The sequence below is a fragment of the Rhizobium sp. AN68 genome (genome assembly GCF_030758035.1).
GTDB lineage: Bacteria > Pseudomonadota > Alphaproteobacteria > Rhizobiales > Rhizobiaceae > Agrobacterium > Agrobacterium tumefaciens.
On sequence record NZ_JARWMI010000003.1, the window covers coordinates 1,897,083 to 1,914,594 of the forward strand.

A 17,512-nucleotide genomic window follows, 5' to 3' on the forward strand; every position below is an offset into this window, starting at 1 on the left:
CCTGTCTCAGGCGCCGATAAGCTTCTTGCCGGCGCGCGAAATCCAGGACCCCTTGTTTTCACGCGGCTCCAACCCACCGCCCTTCAGCAGCTTGTAGGAATCCGCATACCATTGGCTGTCGGGATAGTTGTTGCCGAGAACGGCGGCAGCAGTCTGCGCCTCGTCGGAAAGACCCATCGCATAATAGGATTCCGTCAGACGGGCCAGCGCTTCCTCGATCTGGTTGGTGTTCTGGTATTGCTCGACGACGATACGGAAACGTGAAACGGCGGCGAGATATTCCTTGCGCTCAAGGTAATAACGGCCGACCTGCATTTCGCGGCCGGCGAGCTGGTCGCGGGCGAAACGGATCTTGGCCTGCGCGTCGGCGACATATTCCGAATCAGGGTAGTCGTTGACCACCTTGCTCATCGCCTCGACCGTGCGCTGCGCGGCGCGCTGGTCCTGCGTCACGTCGGAAATCTGCTTCGAATAGGCAAGACCGATCATGTACTGAACGTACGCGGCATCCTTGGAGCGCGGATACTGGCGCAGGAAGCGGCTGCCCGACGCGATGGCCACGTCGTTCTTGTTGGTGCGAGTGGCGATGAAGGTCTGCATCACAAGCGCCTTCTGGCCCCATTCGGTGAAGGGATATTGCTTGTCGATCGCCTCGAACTTGCGCGAGGCTTCCGTCATGTTGCCGGCGTTCATGTTTGCAAGCCCCTGCTTGTACAGAACGTCTGGCGGATCGGTCTCGACGCCGAGCTTGGTAATGTCGATATCCGGATCGGACTGGCAGGCCGTGACGGCAACACTCGCACCGACCAACATCAACGAAACGGCGATCCCCCGCATCGTACCCTTCATTGCACCAGACCCTACATGCTTCATTCGACAGTTCCCACTTCCCGCGCAAATACATAAGCATCGGCTTTGCACTGGCGTTTCTAGCCATAAAAGCATCTGCAGGGCAACGCAATGATGATGCATTAACGCATTTTTATGGCATCGGCCCATGCAATCGCATGAATATCAGGCGGTATGACGAAACATCCTGCCCCTCATCGTGAAAAAGCCGCCCCGAAACGGAGCGGCTTTTCCTGTCAATCAATAGCCTGCAAACAAACTCAAGCGGACCAGGGTGCAAATTCCGGCATGTTGACCGGGACGAATTCGCGGGCACGTACCTGGTTGCGGGCGGCCGGAGCCTCCACGATCTCATAGGCCGAGCGGTCGCTCAGCAAAGCCTTCAGCGCGTTGGCATTGACCTTGTGGCCGCCGCGATAGGAGCGATAGCAACCGATGAACTGCGCACCGGCAAGTGCCAGGTCGCCCACGGCGTCCAGCGTCTTATGGCGAACGAATTCGTCCTTGGCATAACGCAGGCCTTCCATGTTGATGACGCTGTTGTCGTCGGAAATGACAACAGAGTTTTCAAGCGAGGAGCCGAGTGCGTAACCGGCAGCCCACAGGCGCTCCACGTCACGCATGAAGCCGAAGGTGCGGGCGCGCGAAAGCTCGTTCTTGAACGTATCCGCCGTCAGGTCGCCCTTCCAGGACTGCTTGCCGATTAGCGGCGTGTCGAAATCGATATCGACCTCGAACCGCGTGCCGTCGTAAGGGCGGAACTCCGCCCAAGATGCACCCGGATCGATGCGCACCGGCTTGATGACGCGGATATAGCGGCGCTTCACACCAAGGTTCTTGATGCCAGCCGATTCGATCGCATCGATAAATGGCGCAGAGCTGCCGTCCATGATCGGCACTTCCGGACCGTCGACCTCAACAACGAGGTTATCGAGGCCCATGGCGTAGATGGCAGCCATGACGTGCTCGACCGTTGCCACTGACTGGGATAGCGAGCGGCCGAGCACGGTGCACAGATCGGTATTGCCGACATTGGAAGACACCGCCTTCAACTCGGTTACGCTGCCATTTTCATGAAGGCGCTGAAACACGATGCCCGTTCCTGCTTCTGCGGGCTGGAACGTCATCGAAGCCGGATTGCCGGAATGCACGCCAATGCCCTTGAGCTGAACAGCATTTGCGATAGTCGTCTGAAATCCGAGCAGTCCGATAGTCATGCGTATATGCCTTGTTTTGAAAACCGCGCCGTATATTCAGCGCCGTTCAAGTTTTTCAAGCCGGTTTCAACAGCCGGCGAGGTCAATGTTTTCCCTTACCCAGCCTCATACATACGCACATGAAAGTGCCAGGACAAATCACTGTTCGTTTCGGATTGTTACACGCACAAGCCATTGAAAAGATGAATTAATTTACTGTTAATAACGCACAATAAAACAAAACGCCCGGGTCGTGTGACCCGGGCGTTTGGAGAGGCGAACGGAATCGCTGTTAGTTGGACTGGCGACGCAGGAAGGCCGGAATTTCCAGCTGGTCGTCGTCATGGTGGCTTGCCGAAGAAGGCGTCGCACGACCGTGATCGTCAAGCTGGCCACGACGCGGAGCGTAGAGGCTGGCTTCCGGCGAAAGTGCGCGGCGCTGCTGCGGCGCCATGCTCGGCGCATCCATCATTTCGGAAGGAACTTCTTCCTCTTCGCGTCGGCCAAGCGAGTTGGTGATGCGCTTCAGAAGACCCATCGGACCACGCTCTTCCTGGGCTGCAGGAGCTGCGTGGGCACGGTGATCCATCTCGGCCTTCACGACCGGCGGAAAGTCTTCAACCTTCGGCATGCGGACAGGCTCGGGCTGGCGGGCAACAGGAGCCTGCTCCTGATAGACCGGAGCCTGCGGCTGCTGCAGACGCGGAGCGGCAACCTGTTCCGGCGCGTGATAGACCGGTGCCGGGGCAACAGGTGCCGGAGCAGCCTGCTGAACCGGCTGGGCCGGACGGAGAGCTGCCGGTGCTTCAGCCGGAGCGGATGCAAACAGCTTGCTCTGCGGACGGAAATCCTGAGAGGGCTGCTGGTGTGCTGCGAAACCAAGTTCACGTTCCATTTCGGCTTCCGCCGAACGGATGGTCTGGGCGATCTGGTCTACGGTCTTTGGTGCCTGCGATACTGCTTGTGCAGGCTGAACTGCGGCCGGAGCGGGAGCAACGGCCGCGGAAGGACGGATAAGCGGCTTGGCGGCTGCGGCGCGCATATCGGCAACGTTCTGTTCGCCAACGCCCGCAACGCGGTCGATGCCGGTCGCGACGACGGAGACGCGGATGAGACCTTCAAGTGCCTCGTCGAAGGTTGCGCCGAGGATGATGTTCGCATCCGGATCGACTTCTTCGCGAATACGGGTAGCCGCTTCGTCGACTTCGAACAGGGTAAGATCGCGACCGCCGGTGATGGAGATCAGGAGGCCCTGTGCGCCCTTCATCGAGGTTTCGTCGAGCAGCGGGTTGGCGATTGCCGCTTCCGCAGCCTGCATCGCACGGCCCGGACCGGAAGCTTCGCCAGTACCCATCATTGCGCGGCCCATTTCACGCATGACCGAGCGAACGTCAGCGAAGTCGAGGTTGATGAGACCTTCCTTCACCATCAGATCGGTAATGCAGGCAACGCCGGAATAGAGAACCTGGTCAGCCATGGCGAAGGCATCGGCAAAGGTCGTCTTGTCGTTGGCAATGCGGAAGAGGTTCTGGTTCGGAATGACGATCAGCGTATCGACGGACTTCTGCAGTTCCTCGATGCCCTGTTCGGCAAGACGCATGCGGCGACCGCCTTCGAAATGGAACGGCTTGGTAACGACGCCGACCGTCAGAATGCCCTTGTTGCGGGCAGCCTGTGCGACGACAGGTGCAGCACCCGTGCCGGTACCACCACCCATGCCGGCAGTGACGAAGCACATGTGGGTGCCGTTCAGGTGATCGATGATCTCATCGATGCATTCTTCAGCAGCGGCGCGTCCGACTTCCGGCTGGGAACCGGCACCGAGACCCTCGGTGACGTTGACGCCGAGCTGGATGACCCGGTCTGCCTTCGTCATGGTCAGAGCCTGCGCATCCGTGTTGGCGACGACGAAATCGACACCCTGGAGGCCAGCCGTGATCATGTTGTTGACAGCGTTACCGCCACCGCCGCCCACACCGAAAACAGTGATGCGTGGCTTCAGCTCGGTGATATCAGGCTTTTGCAGCTGTATCGTCATTTTACCATTCCTTCTTTCTCTGGCCGCATCGCCCCGCTGGCCGATTCTTGAAAACTCAACTTGGAAACCTCAGGCTCACGCTACGAGGCCACTCAGAAACTCTCTTTCAGCCATTGCCCTACCCGGGCTATCCGGCCGCTACCCGTACCAAACGGCGAGAACATTCCGCCTTGCGCCGCATGAATTTCGATGTCCGCCACCTGCGGATAAATCATCAGTCCGCATGCGGTTGAAAATGCCGGTCCCTTTGCCGCAACCGGAAGACCCGCAACCCCCATGGGGCGGCCGATACGAACGTTGCGGGCAAGAATGCGCCGTGCCGTTTCCGGCAGCCCCGTCAGCTGGCTCGCGCCGCCCGTCAGGACAACACGTTTGCCGACGATGGGGCTGAAGCCGGACTTCTGGATACGATCACGGATCAATTCCAGCGTCTCTTCGATACGCGCCCGCACGATGCGGGTAACAAGTGCCCTTGAAACTTGCGATGGTTGATCGCGATCATCTTCGCCAATCGGCGGGATCGAAATCATGTCGCGCTCATCCGCGCCATTCAGCAAAGCCGAACCATGCACCACCTTTAGTCTCTCCGCATCTTCGATTCGTGTCGAGAGGCCTCGTGCAAGATCTGTCGTAACGTGATGGCCGCCAAGGCCGATCGCGTCGGTATGAATGAGACGGCCTTCGGCGAAAACCGAGATCGTCGTGGTGCCGCCGCCCATGTCGATGGCCGCACAGCCAAGCTCGACCTCGTCATCGACCAATGCCGCGAGACCGCTGGCATAGGGTGTTGCGACCATGCCCTCGACCGAGAGATGCGCGCGATTGACGCAAAGCTCGAGGTTCTTCAGCGCCGTGCGTTCGACAGTCACCACATGCATGTCGACACCGAGAAGATCGCCATACATCGACAGCGGATCACGAATGCCGCGCTCGCCATCCAGCGAATAGCCTGTTGGCAGCGAATGCAGGATCGCCCGGTCCTGACGCATGGACTGCTGGCTCGCCGCCACCAGAACCTTGCGCAGGTCACTTGCTTCCACTTCCTGTCCGCCGAGATCGATGCTCGCGGTATAGATGTCGCTTGCCAGCCGGCCGGCGGAAACATTGACGATCAGGCTGTCGACGGTCAGGCCTGCCATGCGCTCGGCCGCATCCACCGAAAGACGGATCACGCCTTCGAGCGCGTCAAGATCGGCGATCACGCCGGATTTCACACCGCGCGAGCGCTGGTGACCAATGCCGATGATTTCCACCTTGTGGGTGCGACCCGGCAGGATTTCGCTTTCCTGGCGCGGCGTCAGCCGTCCGATCATGCAAACGACCTTGGTCGAGCCGATGTCGAGCACCGAGACGATGTGGCTGCGCTTGGAAGACAGCGGCTTCAGGCGAGGCAGACCGAAATGGGAAGAACCAAAAAAGCTCATGTGTTCTTCTCCGCTTTCTTGAGTGCCTTCGTGCGTGCATCTACCGCCGTCTGGCGGCGCTCTGCTGCGCCTTCGGTCAACTGGATCGTGGTGCGGTCCGTCAGACGCAGATCGACGGCAGCGACATCACGCGACAGAACCTTTTCCTCGAGATCGAGCCGTGCCAGCAATTGCAGTGCCTGCGGCAGGTTCTCTTCCGGCAGCTTGACGACGATGCCGTTGTCGAGATGCAGATCCCAGCGGCGGCCGGCAATGCGAACATAGGCGCGAACGCGGTTGCGAATTTCCGGCCAATCGGCCAGTTGCGCTACGAAACCGGCAGCACCCGTTTCCGCGTCACGTCCGACGAAAAGCGGCAGGGCGGCAAATTTATTGTCACGCAGCGGCGCGATCACGCTGCCGCTTTTTTCGATCAGCGACAGTTCCGTGCCATGCTGCCAGATGCCGAAAGCTTCACGCTCCTTCAGGCGAACCTCAACCGTCTTCGGATAGACCTTGCGGATATCGACATCTTCGACCCAGGGAAGCTGGACGAGCTTGCGGCGTGCCGCATCGATATCAAGCGCAATCAGGGAGGTGCTGCCGTCAAGGCCGAGAAGCTGGAAGACTTCGATTTCCGATGTCTGCAAATTGCCTGATACCTTGACGTCCTCAACCGCAAAACCGGCGGCCGATGTCGTGGTCTGGGTGACGATATTCGTATGTCCGCCAAGCGACATGCCGTAAAGCCCGATTACCGCGTAAAAGGCAACAGCCGAAATCGTGCCGGTATGGGCGGGAATGTGGATGCGTCCGGTCGCAAGGCTGACGCCGAAACGCACGAAACGACGCAGCGGACGCGGTAGCACCCTGCGATCGTCGGCATTTGCCGTCGCCACGAATTGCTCGCGCTTTTTTGCCGTCGACTTTTTGCCGGTCACCGCAAACACGAAGCGTCCTCCACCATCCAGCTGACAAGGTTACCAAAGGAGCGGCCAGCATGGGCCGCCATTTCCGGCACCAGGGAGGTCGGCGTCATGCCCGGCTGCGTATTCACTTCAAGCCAGATAACTTCGCCATCTTCTGAGAAGCGGTCGTCGTAACGAAAGTCTGAACGGCTTACGCCACGGCACCCGATCGCCCGATGCGCCATAACCGCCAGTGTTTGAATTTTTTGGTAAATTTTTGGTGAAATTTCTGCCGGAATGACATGCTTTGAGCCACCGGCTGCGTATTTAGCGTCATAATCATAGAAATTGTGACCCAGCGGCACCACTTCCGTCACACCTAGCGCCTCGCCGTCGAGCACGCCGCAGGTCAGTTCGCGACCATGGATGTAACGCTCGACCATGACGTGATCGCCGTAACGCCATTCGGACGAGGTAAGGATTTGCGGCGGATGCGACTGGTCTTCCTTGACGATCACCACACCGAAGCTCGAGCCTTCGCGCACCGGCTTCACGACGTAGGGCGGCGCAAGCGGATGTTCGCTGGTGAATTCGAACCGGTTCATGACGCGTTCGTCAGCCACCGGAATGCCAGCAGCCGCAGCCACTTTCTTGGCCTGCGCCTTGTCCATGGCGAGTGCAGAAGCGAGCACGCCGGAATGGGTATAGGGAATGGCGAGATATTCGAGAATGCCCTGAATGGTGCCGTCTTCACCGAAGGGGCCATGCAGCGCATTGAAGGCGACATCCGGGCGCAGCTCGCCGAGTACGGCGGCGATATCGCGCCCCACATCGACCCGGGTGACCTTGTACCCCTCGCCCTCAAGGGCGAGCGCGCAAGCGTTCCCGGACGAGAGGCTGACCGGCCGCTCCGACGAAAACCCACCCAAAAGAACAGCTACGTGCTTGCCGCCCATCGATACCTCTGACACCAAATCTCCGCTACGCACCGCACCGGAACCAACCGAATTTGACGAACGGTGATTCTGGCACATGATCCTTGAGATCAGTTAAACGCCATTAAGGTTAATGAATCGTTTACTTTCGTTAACCGCCGCGCCCAACATGCCAGTTCCATTAAAGAATCAGCATCGATCCGAATTACCTCCTTGGAATCAGAGAGTTGCACGGATTGCAACATGCAGGTTTTCAATGATCGGAAATAGAACGAGGGTGCCGCACACTTCTAACCCTGATAAAGACAAGGCGAAAACGTTAACAGATGACGCTTTTCCCCAGCGAAAATTATCTGACGTTTCAGCGTTTTAAATCCGTCGCCTGAATCAGTCTCTCAATCTTGAGGCTACGTCCTCGCACACGCTGCGGTCCCTGTCGCACCAGCCGATCACATTGTCCGCATTATTTCTTTTTTAGCATTCCAAAAGAACAAAAATTGCGTTAACGCAGTCAATGCCTCCCAAGGCATGACATGCAATCATCCAAAAATGGGACCAAAACCATGACTGACGCGATATCTCCGGTATCGCCGACAGCTGGCAATTCGAACGTTGTAAAGACAAATTCGCCTGCACGAGTTCTCACTGCCAGCCTGGTCGGCACGACCATCGAGTTTTTCGATTTTTACGTTTACGCCACGGCCGCAGTGCTCGTGTTTCCGACATTGTTCTTCCCGAACAATGATCCGATGACGGCACTTCTGGCATCCTTCGCCACCTTCTCCATCGCCTTTTTCGCCCGTCCGCTCGGCGCCGTCGTTTTCGGCCATTATGGTGACCGCGTCGGCCGTAAAGCTACGCTTGTCGCCGCTCTGCTGACCATGGGCGTATCGACGGTCGTGATCGGCCTTCTGCCGTCCTATGAGACAGCCGGTGTTCTGGCACCTCTGTTGCTGGCGCTTTGCCGCTTCGGTCAGGGCTTCGGTCTTGGCGGAGAATGGGGTGGCGCGGTCCTGCTGGCCACGGAAAACGCTCCTCCCGGCAAGCGCAGCTGGTACGGGATGTTTCCGCAGCTCGGCGCGCCCGTCGGTCTGTTCCTCTCCTCCGGCGTCTTCTGGATCCTGCTGCACTTCATGTCGCAGGAAGCGCTTCTGAGCTGGGGCTGGCGCATTCCCTTCGTCGCTTCGATCATCCTGATCGCGGTTGGCATGTGGGTCCGTCTGTCGATCACCGAAACGCCTGCCTTCCAGAAGGCAATCGAAAAGGAAGAACGTGTTGCCGTGCCGGTCGTGGAACTGTTCCGCAACCACAAGCGCAGCCTCGCGCTCGGCACTTTCGTGGCGTTGGCTACTTTCGTGCTGTTCTATATCGGTACCGCCTATCTGCTGTCCTACAACGTCAAGGTTCTGAAAATCCCGTTCCTCGACGCACTCGAAGTGCAGATCATGGGCTCCATCGTTTTCGGCATCTTCATCCCGATCGCCGGCAAGCTCGCTGAGCGCTTCGGCCGTCGCGAAATCCTGATCCTGACGACGGTGCTGATCGGCCTGTTCTCTTTCCTGCTGCCTACCCTGATGACAGGCGGCGAAGGTTCGATCTTCATCTTCGCGGCTCTTGCGATGACGCTGATGGGCATGACCTACGGCCTGATTGGAACGGCGCTTGCCGCCCCCTTCCCGACAAGGGTGCGCTACACCGGCTCGTCCATCACCTTCAACATGGCCGGCATCTTCGGCGCATCGCTGGCGCCCTACATCGCCACATGGCTGCAGGTGAATTACGGCATGGGATATGTCGGATATTACCTCTGCGTATCCGCCCTCATCACGCTCGCCTGCATTCTTTTGTCCCGCAAGGATGAAGTCTGAGCGACAGGCCACTAAAAGATCGAGGCCGCGAAATCACCTTTCGCGGCTTTTTTTCGTCTGTGATGATCCTCAAGCGATAATTTGACGGCCACCTTTCGCGCCCGACGAACAGATGCGATTACGCCCGCCACGTTTCGCCTCGTAGAGCGCCATATCCGCACTGTGCATGACCTTCTCGAAAATCTCCCTGTTCCCGCGCAAGGCCACACCTATCGAGATGGTGGTACTGATCTGCAAATCCTGAAAATGAACCGTTGTCGTCGCGATCTTCTCACGGACGCCTTCGCACTGTTCCAGGAACCGGTCCGGGGCGAGGGTGTGGACGACGACAAACTCTTCACCGCCCATCCGCGCCACATGAGCGGCTTCATCGAAACCTTCCCGAATTGTCTTGGCAACACTGGAGATAACCATGTCACCAGCCAAATGGCCGTACCTGTCATTCACGGACTTAAAATGATCAATGTCGATAAATGCGACGCAATACGGCGTGCTCAGATGAACGCAATTCGAATAAAGACCTAGCCGGTTGTGAAGACCTGTCAGAGCATCAGTCTGGCTGAGCTGCGCAAAACGCTCGTGTGACTGGATCAGTAACTGCATCTGCCTCGCATTGAGCCAGCAAATTAAAAAACCGACGGTGAAAGAGATTGTCGTACTAAGGACCAGGCCGATTGTGAGCCCATTGCTCAAGTCCGAGACCAGGTCCAACTGCGCCATCGTCAGGATCGCAACGACACAGATAACGGCGGCTATGGAAGCGATCAGGCAAGCCAATCGAAATGATGACTGTACCGGGTCAAGCCGCCGCCATCCATCCGGTGTCGCCACGGTGAAAGTCGTTATCGCGACGAGTTCGCTTAAAAAACGTGAGAAGTGTCCGCTTACGCGATCGGCAATGAAAATGCTCATAAATATCACCCAAGCAGTAGAGTGGCGCAACGCTGCCTCTCCCGTAATCTAAATACTGCTTATAGATAAAAACTATTGATCGACCGTTACCCTTCGCCAAGGATGATATGAAACAAAAACTCCTGGCCGCTTGGTGCTGCCAGGAGAGATATGAAACGGCTAACGCAGTTGCTCATGGCAATCGCGAGGCATCGCAAATTTCAGGCGCCGAGGAAGGGCTCCACTTCACGACCCGGCATGAATAGCCCAAGCCGTTTGATTTCCCACTCCAGCCGAATTCCCGACTTCTCGAACACGCGCTTGCGAATGGTCTCGCCCAGATATTCCAGATCGTAACCGGTCGCATGGCCGGTATTGATCATGAAATTGCAATGCAGCGATGACATCTGCGCACCGCCGATGACCAGACCGCGACCGCCCGCTTCGTCGATCAGCTCCCAGGCGGAATGACCTTCGGGGTTCTTGAAGGTTGATCCACCGGTCTGTTCACGGATCGGCTGCACGGTTTCGCGGTGGTGACGCACGGCGTCCATATCGGCGCGGATCTTCGCGCGGTCTTCCGGATAACCCTCAAACAGGGCGCCGGTGAAGATCAGACCAGCATCGGCGCCGGAGTGGCGATAGCTGTAATCCATATCCGCATTGGAGAGCACATGCTGGTTGCCCTGACGGTCCACCGCATAAACCTCCACGACACGCTCACGCGTTTCACCGCCGTTGGCGCCCGCATTCATGCGCAGAGCGCCGCCGATGGAGCCGGGAATACCGTAATAGAAATGGAAACCGCCAATGCCATTATCCATGGCCATCGCGGCAATATGCTTGTCCGGGCAGATCGCACCTGCCTTGATGCGGTTTTCACCCGAAAGCTCCACCGAGCCGAAACCTTTGGCGGAAAGACGGACGACGACACCTGGAATGCCGCCATCGCGCACCAGAAGGTTCGAGCCGACACCGACCACGGTCAACGGCACGTCCTCCGGAAGGATTTTCAGGAATGTAACCAGATCGTCGGTATCGTGCGGCTGGAACATGACTTCCGCAAGACCGCCGGCTCTGAACCACGTCACGCGGTCCATGGGCGCATCCGGTGTCAGACGTCCCCGCAATTCCTTTACCCCGTCGCCGAGCCTCCCCAGCAATTTAACCCCATCGACCTGTCTCATTCAGACTTTCCTGATATGCTCTTCAATTCCGAAGGCAGCGCTGCCGCCCATTGCGTGATATTTCCGGCCCCCAAGAGAACCACGAAATCGCCCGGATCTGCAATGCCTGCAACCACTGACGCGAGATCTTCCCGTTTTTCGAGAAAACGGGCATCGCGATGGCCGGCAGCCTTGATTGCGGAGACCAGCGCTTCCGAGCTTGCGCCCTCGATCGGATCTTCGCCCGCTGCATAGACCGGAGCAAGAATAATCGTATCGGCATCGTTAAAACAATGCGCGAAATCATCGAACAGGCTGGAAAGGCGGCTGTAGCGGTGCGGCTGATGCACGGCGATGATGCGGCCCTTGCAGGCTTCGCGCGCAGCCGCGAGCACAGCCTTGATCTCAACCGGATGGTGGCCGTAATCGTCGAAGACCTGCACGCCATTGGCTTCGCCCGTCAGCGTGAAACGACGCTTGACGCCGGCAAAGGAGGCGAGGCCCTTCTTGATGTCCGCTTCCGAAATACCGAGACGATTGGCGACGGCAATCGCAGCCGTTGCGTTCGAAACATTGTGGCGACCGGGCATCGGTAGGACGAGATCGGTGAAGGAGAATATCTTGCCGGTGCGGCGCCGGCGAATTTCCACATCGAAGATAGACCGCGTGCCATCGATGCGCACATTCGAAAACCGCACGTCGGCCTGTGGGTTCTCACCATAGGTGATGACCTTACGGTCTTCGATACGCCCAACCAAAGCCTGCACCTCGGGATGGTCGAGACACATGACGCCGAAGCCGTAGAACGGAACATTCTCCACGAATTGCCGGAAAGCAGAGCGCACGGCGTCGAAATTGCCGTAGTGGTCAAGATGTTCCGGGTCGATATTGGTGATCACGGCCACATCGGCCGGAAGCTTCAGGAATGTGCCATCGGATTCATCGGCCTCCACCACCATCCACTCGCCCTCGCCCATGCGGGCGTTGGTGCCATAGGCGTTGATGATGCCGCCGTTGATCACGGTCGGGTCGAGATTGCCGGCTTCCAGCAGGGTCGCGACCATCGAAGTTGTCGTGGTCTTGCCGTGCGTGCCACCGATGGCAATGGCGTTGCGGAAACGCATCAACTCGGCCAGCATTTCGGCACGGCGAACGATCGGCAGGTGTTTTTCCCGCGCGGCGATCAGCTCCGGATTGTTCTTCTTGATCGCGGTGGAAACGACCACGACCTCGGCATCACCGAGATTATCCGCCGTGTGGCCGACGAAGACCTCGATGCCCTTGTCGCGCAGACGCTGCACATTGGCGCTGTCGGCCTGGTCGGAGCCCTGTACGCGATGACCGAGATTGTGAAGCACTTCGGCAATGCCGCTCATGCCGATCCCGCCTATGCCGATGAAATGGACAAGGCCTATGGCTTTCGGCATCTTCATGCCTCAACTCCTTCAATGTTCTTCTTGAATTCCTGTACGGACTTTCCGCTCGCAATCGCCTCGACCAGATCGGCCAGCACATCCGCCGCATGCGGTTTTCCTGTCGCCTTGGCCGCCGCCGCCGTTGCGGACAACCGATCCGGCTCGGACAGCGCCGAGGACAGAAGGCCGGAAAGCTTCTGCGGCGACAGTTCCGACTGCTTGATAACGCTTGCACCGCCGGCTGCCGAAAGCGCTGCCGCATTGGCCGCCTGATCGTGATCCAGCGCATGCGGATAAGGCACAAGGATCGAGGGTCGGCCGATGACCGAAAGCTCCGATACCGTCGACGCACCCGAACGGCTGATGACCAGATCGGCCTCACCGATGCGCGAGGCCATATCGCCGAAGAAAGGGGAGACATCCGCCTTCACGCCCAGCTTCTGATACGAGGAGATCACACTGTCCTTGTCTTCGGGGCGCGCCTGCTGGGTCACGACGATGCGCTTGCGCTGCTCGTCCTTCAACAGGCAGATCGCCGCGGGAACCGCGCTGGAAAAGAACTGCGCTCCCTGGCTGCCGCCGAAAACCACGAGCTGGAACGTCTCGCCGGTCTGTGAAGGCGTATAGGGTATCTCTGACGCCGCCAGCACCGCCGGGCGCACGGGATTGCCGGTCGCAACCGTCTTGTCGGAATATTGGCCGTTGGCGGGCGGCAGAAAACCGCCGGCAATCGCCTTCACACGGGCCGCCAGCGCCTTGTTGGCTCGACCCATCACCGCATTCTGCTCGTGAATGATCGATGGCACGCCAAGCCCGGTCGAGGCAAGCAGCGGCGGCACGGTGGGATAACCGCCAAAGCCGACGACCGCAACCGGCTTCAGCTTCGTGATCAGCCGGCGCGCTGAACGCAGCCCTGTCCACAGCTTCCACAGCGAACGCGCCACGGAAATCGGGTTTTTCGAACCAATGGTGGCGGATGGAACGACGTGAATTTCTTCCGCCGGAAACTTTCCCGCATAACGCTCGGCACGGCTGTCGGTGACCAGATGCACCTGATAACCGCGCGCTTTCAGCGTGTGCGCCAAGGCCTCGGCTGGAAAGACATGGCCGCCGGTACCCCCGGCGGCGAGCAGAACAATACCCTTGCTCATGATCATTTACTCCGCAGGAACGCCGGAACCGACGCGGAAGAAGCTGCGCTCCTGCGCCCTCTTTTCCGGCCTGTGGCGTGTCAGCGCCAGAAGGAAGCCTGCCGTGACGCAGATCGCCATCATCGACGAACCACCATAGGAAATGAGCGGCAGCGTCATGCCCTTGGCGGGCATCAGCTCCAGATTAACGCCGATATTGATCATCGACTGCATGCCGATCTGCAGGACCAGACCGGCCACGGCAAAGCGGCAGAAATCGTCTTTTTCCCTGAAGGCGTGCGAGAGGCCGCGCAACACGATGAAGGCGAAGATCGCCACAAGGAACATGCAGAAAACAATGCCGAATTCTTCCGCCGCCACCGAGAAGATGAAGTCGGTATGGCTGTCGGGAATGATACGCTTGACGATGCCCTCACCCGGGCCGCGACCGAACCAGTCGCCACGAATGATCGCCTCGCGCGCCGTATCCACCTGGAAGGTATCACCCTCACCGGTCCAGAAACGGTCGATACGGCCGGCGACGTGCGGCAGGAGCAGATAGGCGGAGACGATGCCGAGAACGCCGAGGCCGCCGAGCACGATGATCCAGAACCACGGAACACCGGCCATGAAGAACATGCCGCCCCACACCACCGATGTCAGGATGGTCTGGCCAAAGTCGGGCTGGGCGATCAGAAGTGCCGCCACGATACCGAAGGTGATGATAGCGAAGAGATTGCCGGGAATTTCGGGGTGACGCGCGCGTTCGGCAAACAGCCAGGCGCAGACAATGACGAAGGCGGGCTTCATGAATTCCGATGGCTGGATCGAGAAGCTGCCGATGGAAATCCAGCGTCGTGCGCCCTTGACCTCGATACCGAAGAACAGCGCGAAAATCATCATCAGCAGCGACGCGATCAGCATCATCACCGCCACGCGCCGGACCTGACGCGGCGACAGGAAGGAAAGACCGATCATGATCGCCAGCGAAGGCACCATGAACATCGCCTGACGTTCCACGAAGAAGAAGCTGTTGAGACCGATGCGTTCGGCGACCGCCGGCGATGCCGCAAATGACAGCATCAGGCCGATGCCCATCAGCGCGATGAACGCAGCCAGAAAGAAACGGTCGATGGTCCAGAACCATTCCGCGACCGGACCGCGATCAACTCGGCTTACCATGGCCTCAGCCCCCTTTTCCAGAGTGAACGAGCATCGTCATGCCATCGAGCGCCGCAACCTGCGCGACGAACGAATCACCTCTGATTTCAAAGTTCTTATATTGGTCGAAGCTTGCGCAAGCCGGGGATAACATCACGATATTGCCGGCCGTCGCATCTTTTTCCGCATCCGCCGCCGCATGCTGCACCGCCTTGTCCAGCGTGCCGGATATTTCGTAAGGCACGGCTTCGCCGAGCGTCGCTGCAAATTCCGCCGCCGCCTCGCCGATCAGATAGGCCTTGGCGATGCGCGGAAACAGGGGCGCAAGGCTGGCAATGCCGCCGGCCTTTGGCAGACCGCCCGCGATCCAATAGATGCGCTCATAGCTCGACAAGGCCGGTGCTGCTGCATCGGCATTGGTTGCCTTGCTGTCATTGACGAAAGTGACATTGCCGCGCCGACCGACCGGCTGCATGCGATGTTTTAGGCCGGGGAAGGACTTGAGACCTGCGCGAACGTCCTCTTCGGAAACGCCGACGGCAAGGCATGCGGCAATTGCAGCCGCTGCATTCTGGGCATTGTGGCTGCCGCGAAGCGTCTGGATGCCGTCGAGATCGACCAGCAGCGAGGACTTGCCCCCATGCGCCCGCAGGATGCGGCTGCCTTCGGCATAAAGACCTTCGGAAACGACATTGCGCTTGGAAATGCGCTCCACCTTCACGCCGGCACGCTCGATGCGGTCGGCGATCAGCGTGGAATAGCTGTCATCAACGCCGACAATTGCCGTGCCACTGCCGGCCACAAGCCGTTCCTTGACATCGGCATAATGCTGCATGGTGCCGTGCCGGTCGAGATGGTCGGGCGTCAGATTGAGCAGAATACCGGCCGTCGGATTGATCGTCGGCGCCAGATCGATCTGGTAGGACGAGCATTCAACGACATAGAAACGTTGCGCTTTCGGCGGATCGAGGCTCAGCACGGCAGTGCCGATATTGCCGCCGAGTTGTGTATCGCGGCCCGAAGCCTTGAGGATATGGGCAATCAGTGCGGTCGTCGTGGATTTGCCGTTCGTGCCGGTGATGGCGATGAAGGGGCAATCCGGCGCATGCGCCCGGCGCTCGCGAATGAAAAGCTCGATATCGCCGATAATCTCGACGCCCGCCGCCCGGGCAAGATCGACCGACCAGTGCGGCTTCGGATGCGTCAGCGGCACGCCGGGTGCGAGCACGAAAGACGAAAAGGAATGCCAGTCTATCGTTCGAAGATCAGCCGTCGTTATCCCTTCGGCCTCAGCCTTGGCGACGCTGTCGGGATTATCGTCGAAAGCAACGACATCCGCGCCGCCGGCAACCAGTGCCCGGGCCGTGACGAGGCCCGAACCGCCAAGCCCGAAAAGCGCGACCTTCTTACCTCTGAACGACGAGACCGGGATCATCGCTCACCTCAGCTTCAGCGTAGCTAGGCCGAGCAGCGCCAGACCGACGGAAATGATCCAGAAACGGATGACCACCTGGCTTTCCGTCCAGCCTTTTTTCTCGAAATGATGGTGGATGGGCGCCATCAGAAAAACGCGCCTGCCCGTGCGCTTGAACCAGAAAACCTGGATGATGACCGAGAGCGTTTCCATCACGAACAGGCCGCCGACAATGACCATGACGATCTCGTGCTTGGTGGCGACAGCGATGGAGCCGATGAGGCCGCCGAGCGCCAGCGAACCCGTATCACCCATGAAGATGGCGGCGGGCGGCGCGTTGAACCACAGGAAGCCGAGACCAGCCCCGACCACCGCGCCGACGATGACAGCGAGCTCACCCGTTCCGGGCACGAAGTTGATCTGCAGGTAATTGGCGAAAACCGCGTTACCGGCGAGATAAGCAATCACGCCGAAGGTGGCGGCTGCAATCATGACAGGTACGATGGCGAGACCATCGAGACCGTCGGTCAGGTTAACCGCATTGCCGGCGCCGACAATCACGAAAGCACCGAACAGCACGAAGAAATAGCCGAGATTGATCACGAGTTCCTTGAAGAACGGAAAGGCGATGGAGCTTCCGAGCGTGCCGCCATGCGGTGCGGAAGCAAGCGCCACCTTCATCATGAAGAACACGGCAATCGCGGCAATCAGGAATTCGATGCCGAGACGGGCTTTGCCGGAAAAGCCCTTGTCGCTCTGCTTCGTCACCTTGAGATAGTCGTCATAAAAGCCGATAGCCCCGAAGCCGAGCGTCACCATCAGAACGGCGACGACGTAGACGTTCGACAGGTCACCCCAGAGCAGCGAACCGCCGAGAATACCGGCAAGGATCATCAGCCCGCCCATGGTCGGCGTGCCAGCCTTCTTGAAATGCGTCTGCGGCCCGTCGGCGCGGATCGGCTGGCCCTTGCCCTGGCGCACGCGCAGCGAATTGATGATCGCCGGTCCGAAAAGGAAGACGATCAACGCAGAGGTGAACATCGCCGCACCCGCCCGGAAGGTGATGTACCGGAAGAGGTTGAAGACTTGAATTTTATCCGACAGTTCGACGAGCCAGATCAGCATAATTGCCCTTTCA

Annotated in this window: 14 protein-coding genes; 1 reads left to right on the plus strand and 13 read right to left on the minus strand. The window is 59.0% G+C overall.

Annotation, left to right across the window (positions count from 1 at the left end; all coding sequences use genetic code 11):
- Positions 1–6: 6 nt before the first annotated feature.
- The 6 genes from RBH71_RS22410 to RBH71_RS22435 form a co-directional block, all read right to left on the minus strand.
- Positions 7–873 carry an outer membrane protein assembly factor BamD gene (locus RBH71_RS22410; protein ID WP_003513201.1) on the minus strand — a complete coding sequence of 289 codons (867 nt, stop codon included), beginning with the start codon at positions 871–873 and terminating at the stop codon, positions 7–9.
- Positions 874–1,109: 236 nt separating this feature from the next.
- Positions 1,110–2,066 (minus strand): UDP-3-O-acyl-N-acetylglucosamine deacetylase, encoded by a 957-nt coding sequence (lpxC, locus tag RBH71_RS22415; RefSeq protein WP_323687494.1) that lies wholly within the window; start codon positions 2,064–2,066, stop codon positions 1,110–1,112.
- 271 nt (positions 2,067–2,337) lie between these two features.
- Complete coding sequence (gene ftsZ / locus RBH71_RS22420) at positions 2,338–4,083, minus strand: cell division protein FtsZ (RefSeq protein WP_003513206.1); 1,746 nt, start codon at positions 4,081–4,083, stop codon at positions 2,338–2,340.
- A gap of 92 nt (positions 4,084–4,175) precedes the next feature.
- Positions 4,176–5,507: a cell division protein FtsA gene (gene ftsA, locus RBH71_RS22425; protein WP_003513208.1), complete on the minus strand. Its 1,332-nt coding sequence runs from the start codon at positions 5,505–5,507 to the stop codon at positions 4,176–4,178.
- Positions 5,504–6,436 (minus strand): cell division protein FtsQ/DivIB, encoded by a 933-nt coding sequence (locus RBH71_RS22430; RefSeq protein WP_003513210.1) that lies wholly within the window; start codon positions 6,434–6,436, stop codon positions 5,504–5,506. Before RBH71_RS22430 ends, ftsA begins: the two co-directional genes overlap by 4 nt.
- Positions 6,424–7,350 carry a D-alanine--D-alanine ligase gene (locus RBH71_RS22435; RefSeq protein ID WP_003513211.1) on the minus strand — a complete coding sequence of 309 codons (927 nt, stop codon included), beginning with the start codon at positions 7,348–7,350 and terminating at the stop codon, positions 6,424–6,426. Before RBH71_RS22435 ends, RBH71_RS22430 begins: the two co-directional genes overlap by 13 nt.
- Positions 7,351–7,892: 542 nt before the next feature.
- Between RBH71_RS22435 and RBH71_RS22440 the strand changes: the two genes are divergently transcribed.
- Positions 7,893–9,197 carry an MFS transporter gene (locus RBH71_RS22440; RefSeq protein ID WP_003513212.1) on the plus strand — a complete coding sequence of 435 codons (1,305 nt, stop codon included), beginning with the start codon at positions 7,893–7,895 and terminating at the stop codon, positions 9,195–9,197.
- Positions 9,198–9,266: 69 nt separating this feature from the next.
- Here RBH71_RS22440 and RBH71_RS22445 read toward each other — a convergent pair whose 3' ends face one another.
- From RBH71_RS22445 to mraY, 7 genes are all read right to left on the minus strand, one after another.
- The gene (locus tag RBH71_RS22445) at positions 9,267–10,109 is read right to left on the minus strand and encodes a GGDEF domain-containing protein (protein WP_244420489.1); all 843 of its coding nucleotides are present in this window, start codon (positions 10,107–10,109) and stop codon (positions 9,267–9,269) included.
- 200 nt (positions 10,110–10,309) lie between these two features.
- Positions 10,310–11,275, minus strand: coding sequence for a UDP-N-acetylmuramate dehydrogenase (murB, locus tag RBH71_RS22450; protein WP_003513214.1), 966 nt, complete (start codon positions 11,273–11,275; stop codon positions 10,310–10,312).
- Positions 11,272–12,687 carry a UDP-N-acetylmuramate--L-alanine ligase gene (gene murC / locus RBH71_RS22455; RefSeq protein WP_323687495.1) on the minus strand — a complete coding sequence of 472 codons (1,416 nt, stop codon included), beginning with the start codon at positions 12,685–12,687 and terminating at the stop codon, positions 11,272–11,274. Before murC ends, murB begins: the two co-directional genes overlap by 4 nt.
- Positions 12,684–13,820 (minus strand): undecaprenyldiphospho-muramoylpentapeptide beta-N-acetylglucosaminyltransferase, encoded by a 1,137-nt coding sequence (gene murG, locus RBH71_RS22460; RefSeq protein WP_013636510.1) that lies wholly within the window; start codon positions 13,818–13,820, stop codon positions 12,684–12,686. Before murG ends, murC begins: the two co-directional genes overlap by 4 nt.
- A gap of 6 nt (positions 13,821–13,826) precedes the next feature.
- Positions 13,827–14,981 carry a putative lipid II flippase FtsW gene (ftsW, locus tag RBH71_RS22465; protein ID WP_003513223.1) on the minus strand — a complete coding sequence of 385 codons (1,155 nt, stop codon included), beginning with the start codon at positions 14,979–14,981 and terminating at the stop codon, positions 13,827–13,829.
- A 4-nt stretch (positions 14,982–14,985) separates the two neighbouring features.
- On the minus strand, positions 14,986–16,395 hold the full coding sequence (murD, locus tag RBH71_RS22470) for a UDP-N-acetylmuramoyl-L-alanine--D-glutamate ligase (protein ID WP_003513225.1): 1,410 nt from the start codon (positions 16,393–16,395) through the stop codon (positions 14,986–14,988).
- Positions 16,396–16,398: 3 nt separating this feature from the next.
- Complete coding sequence (mraY, locus tag RBH71_RS22475) at positions 16,399–17,499, minus strand: phospho-N-acetylmuramoyl-pentapeptide-transferase (protein WP_003513226.1); 1,101 nt, start codon at positions 17,497–17,499, stop codon at positions 16,399–16,401.
- Positions 17,500–17,512 lie beyond the last annotated feature (13 nt).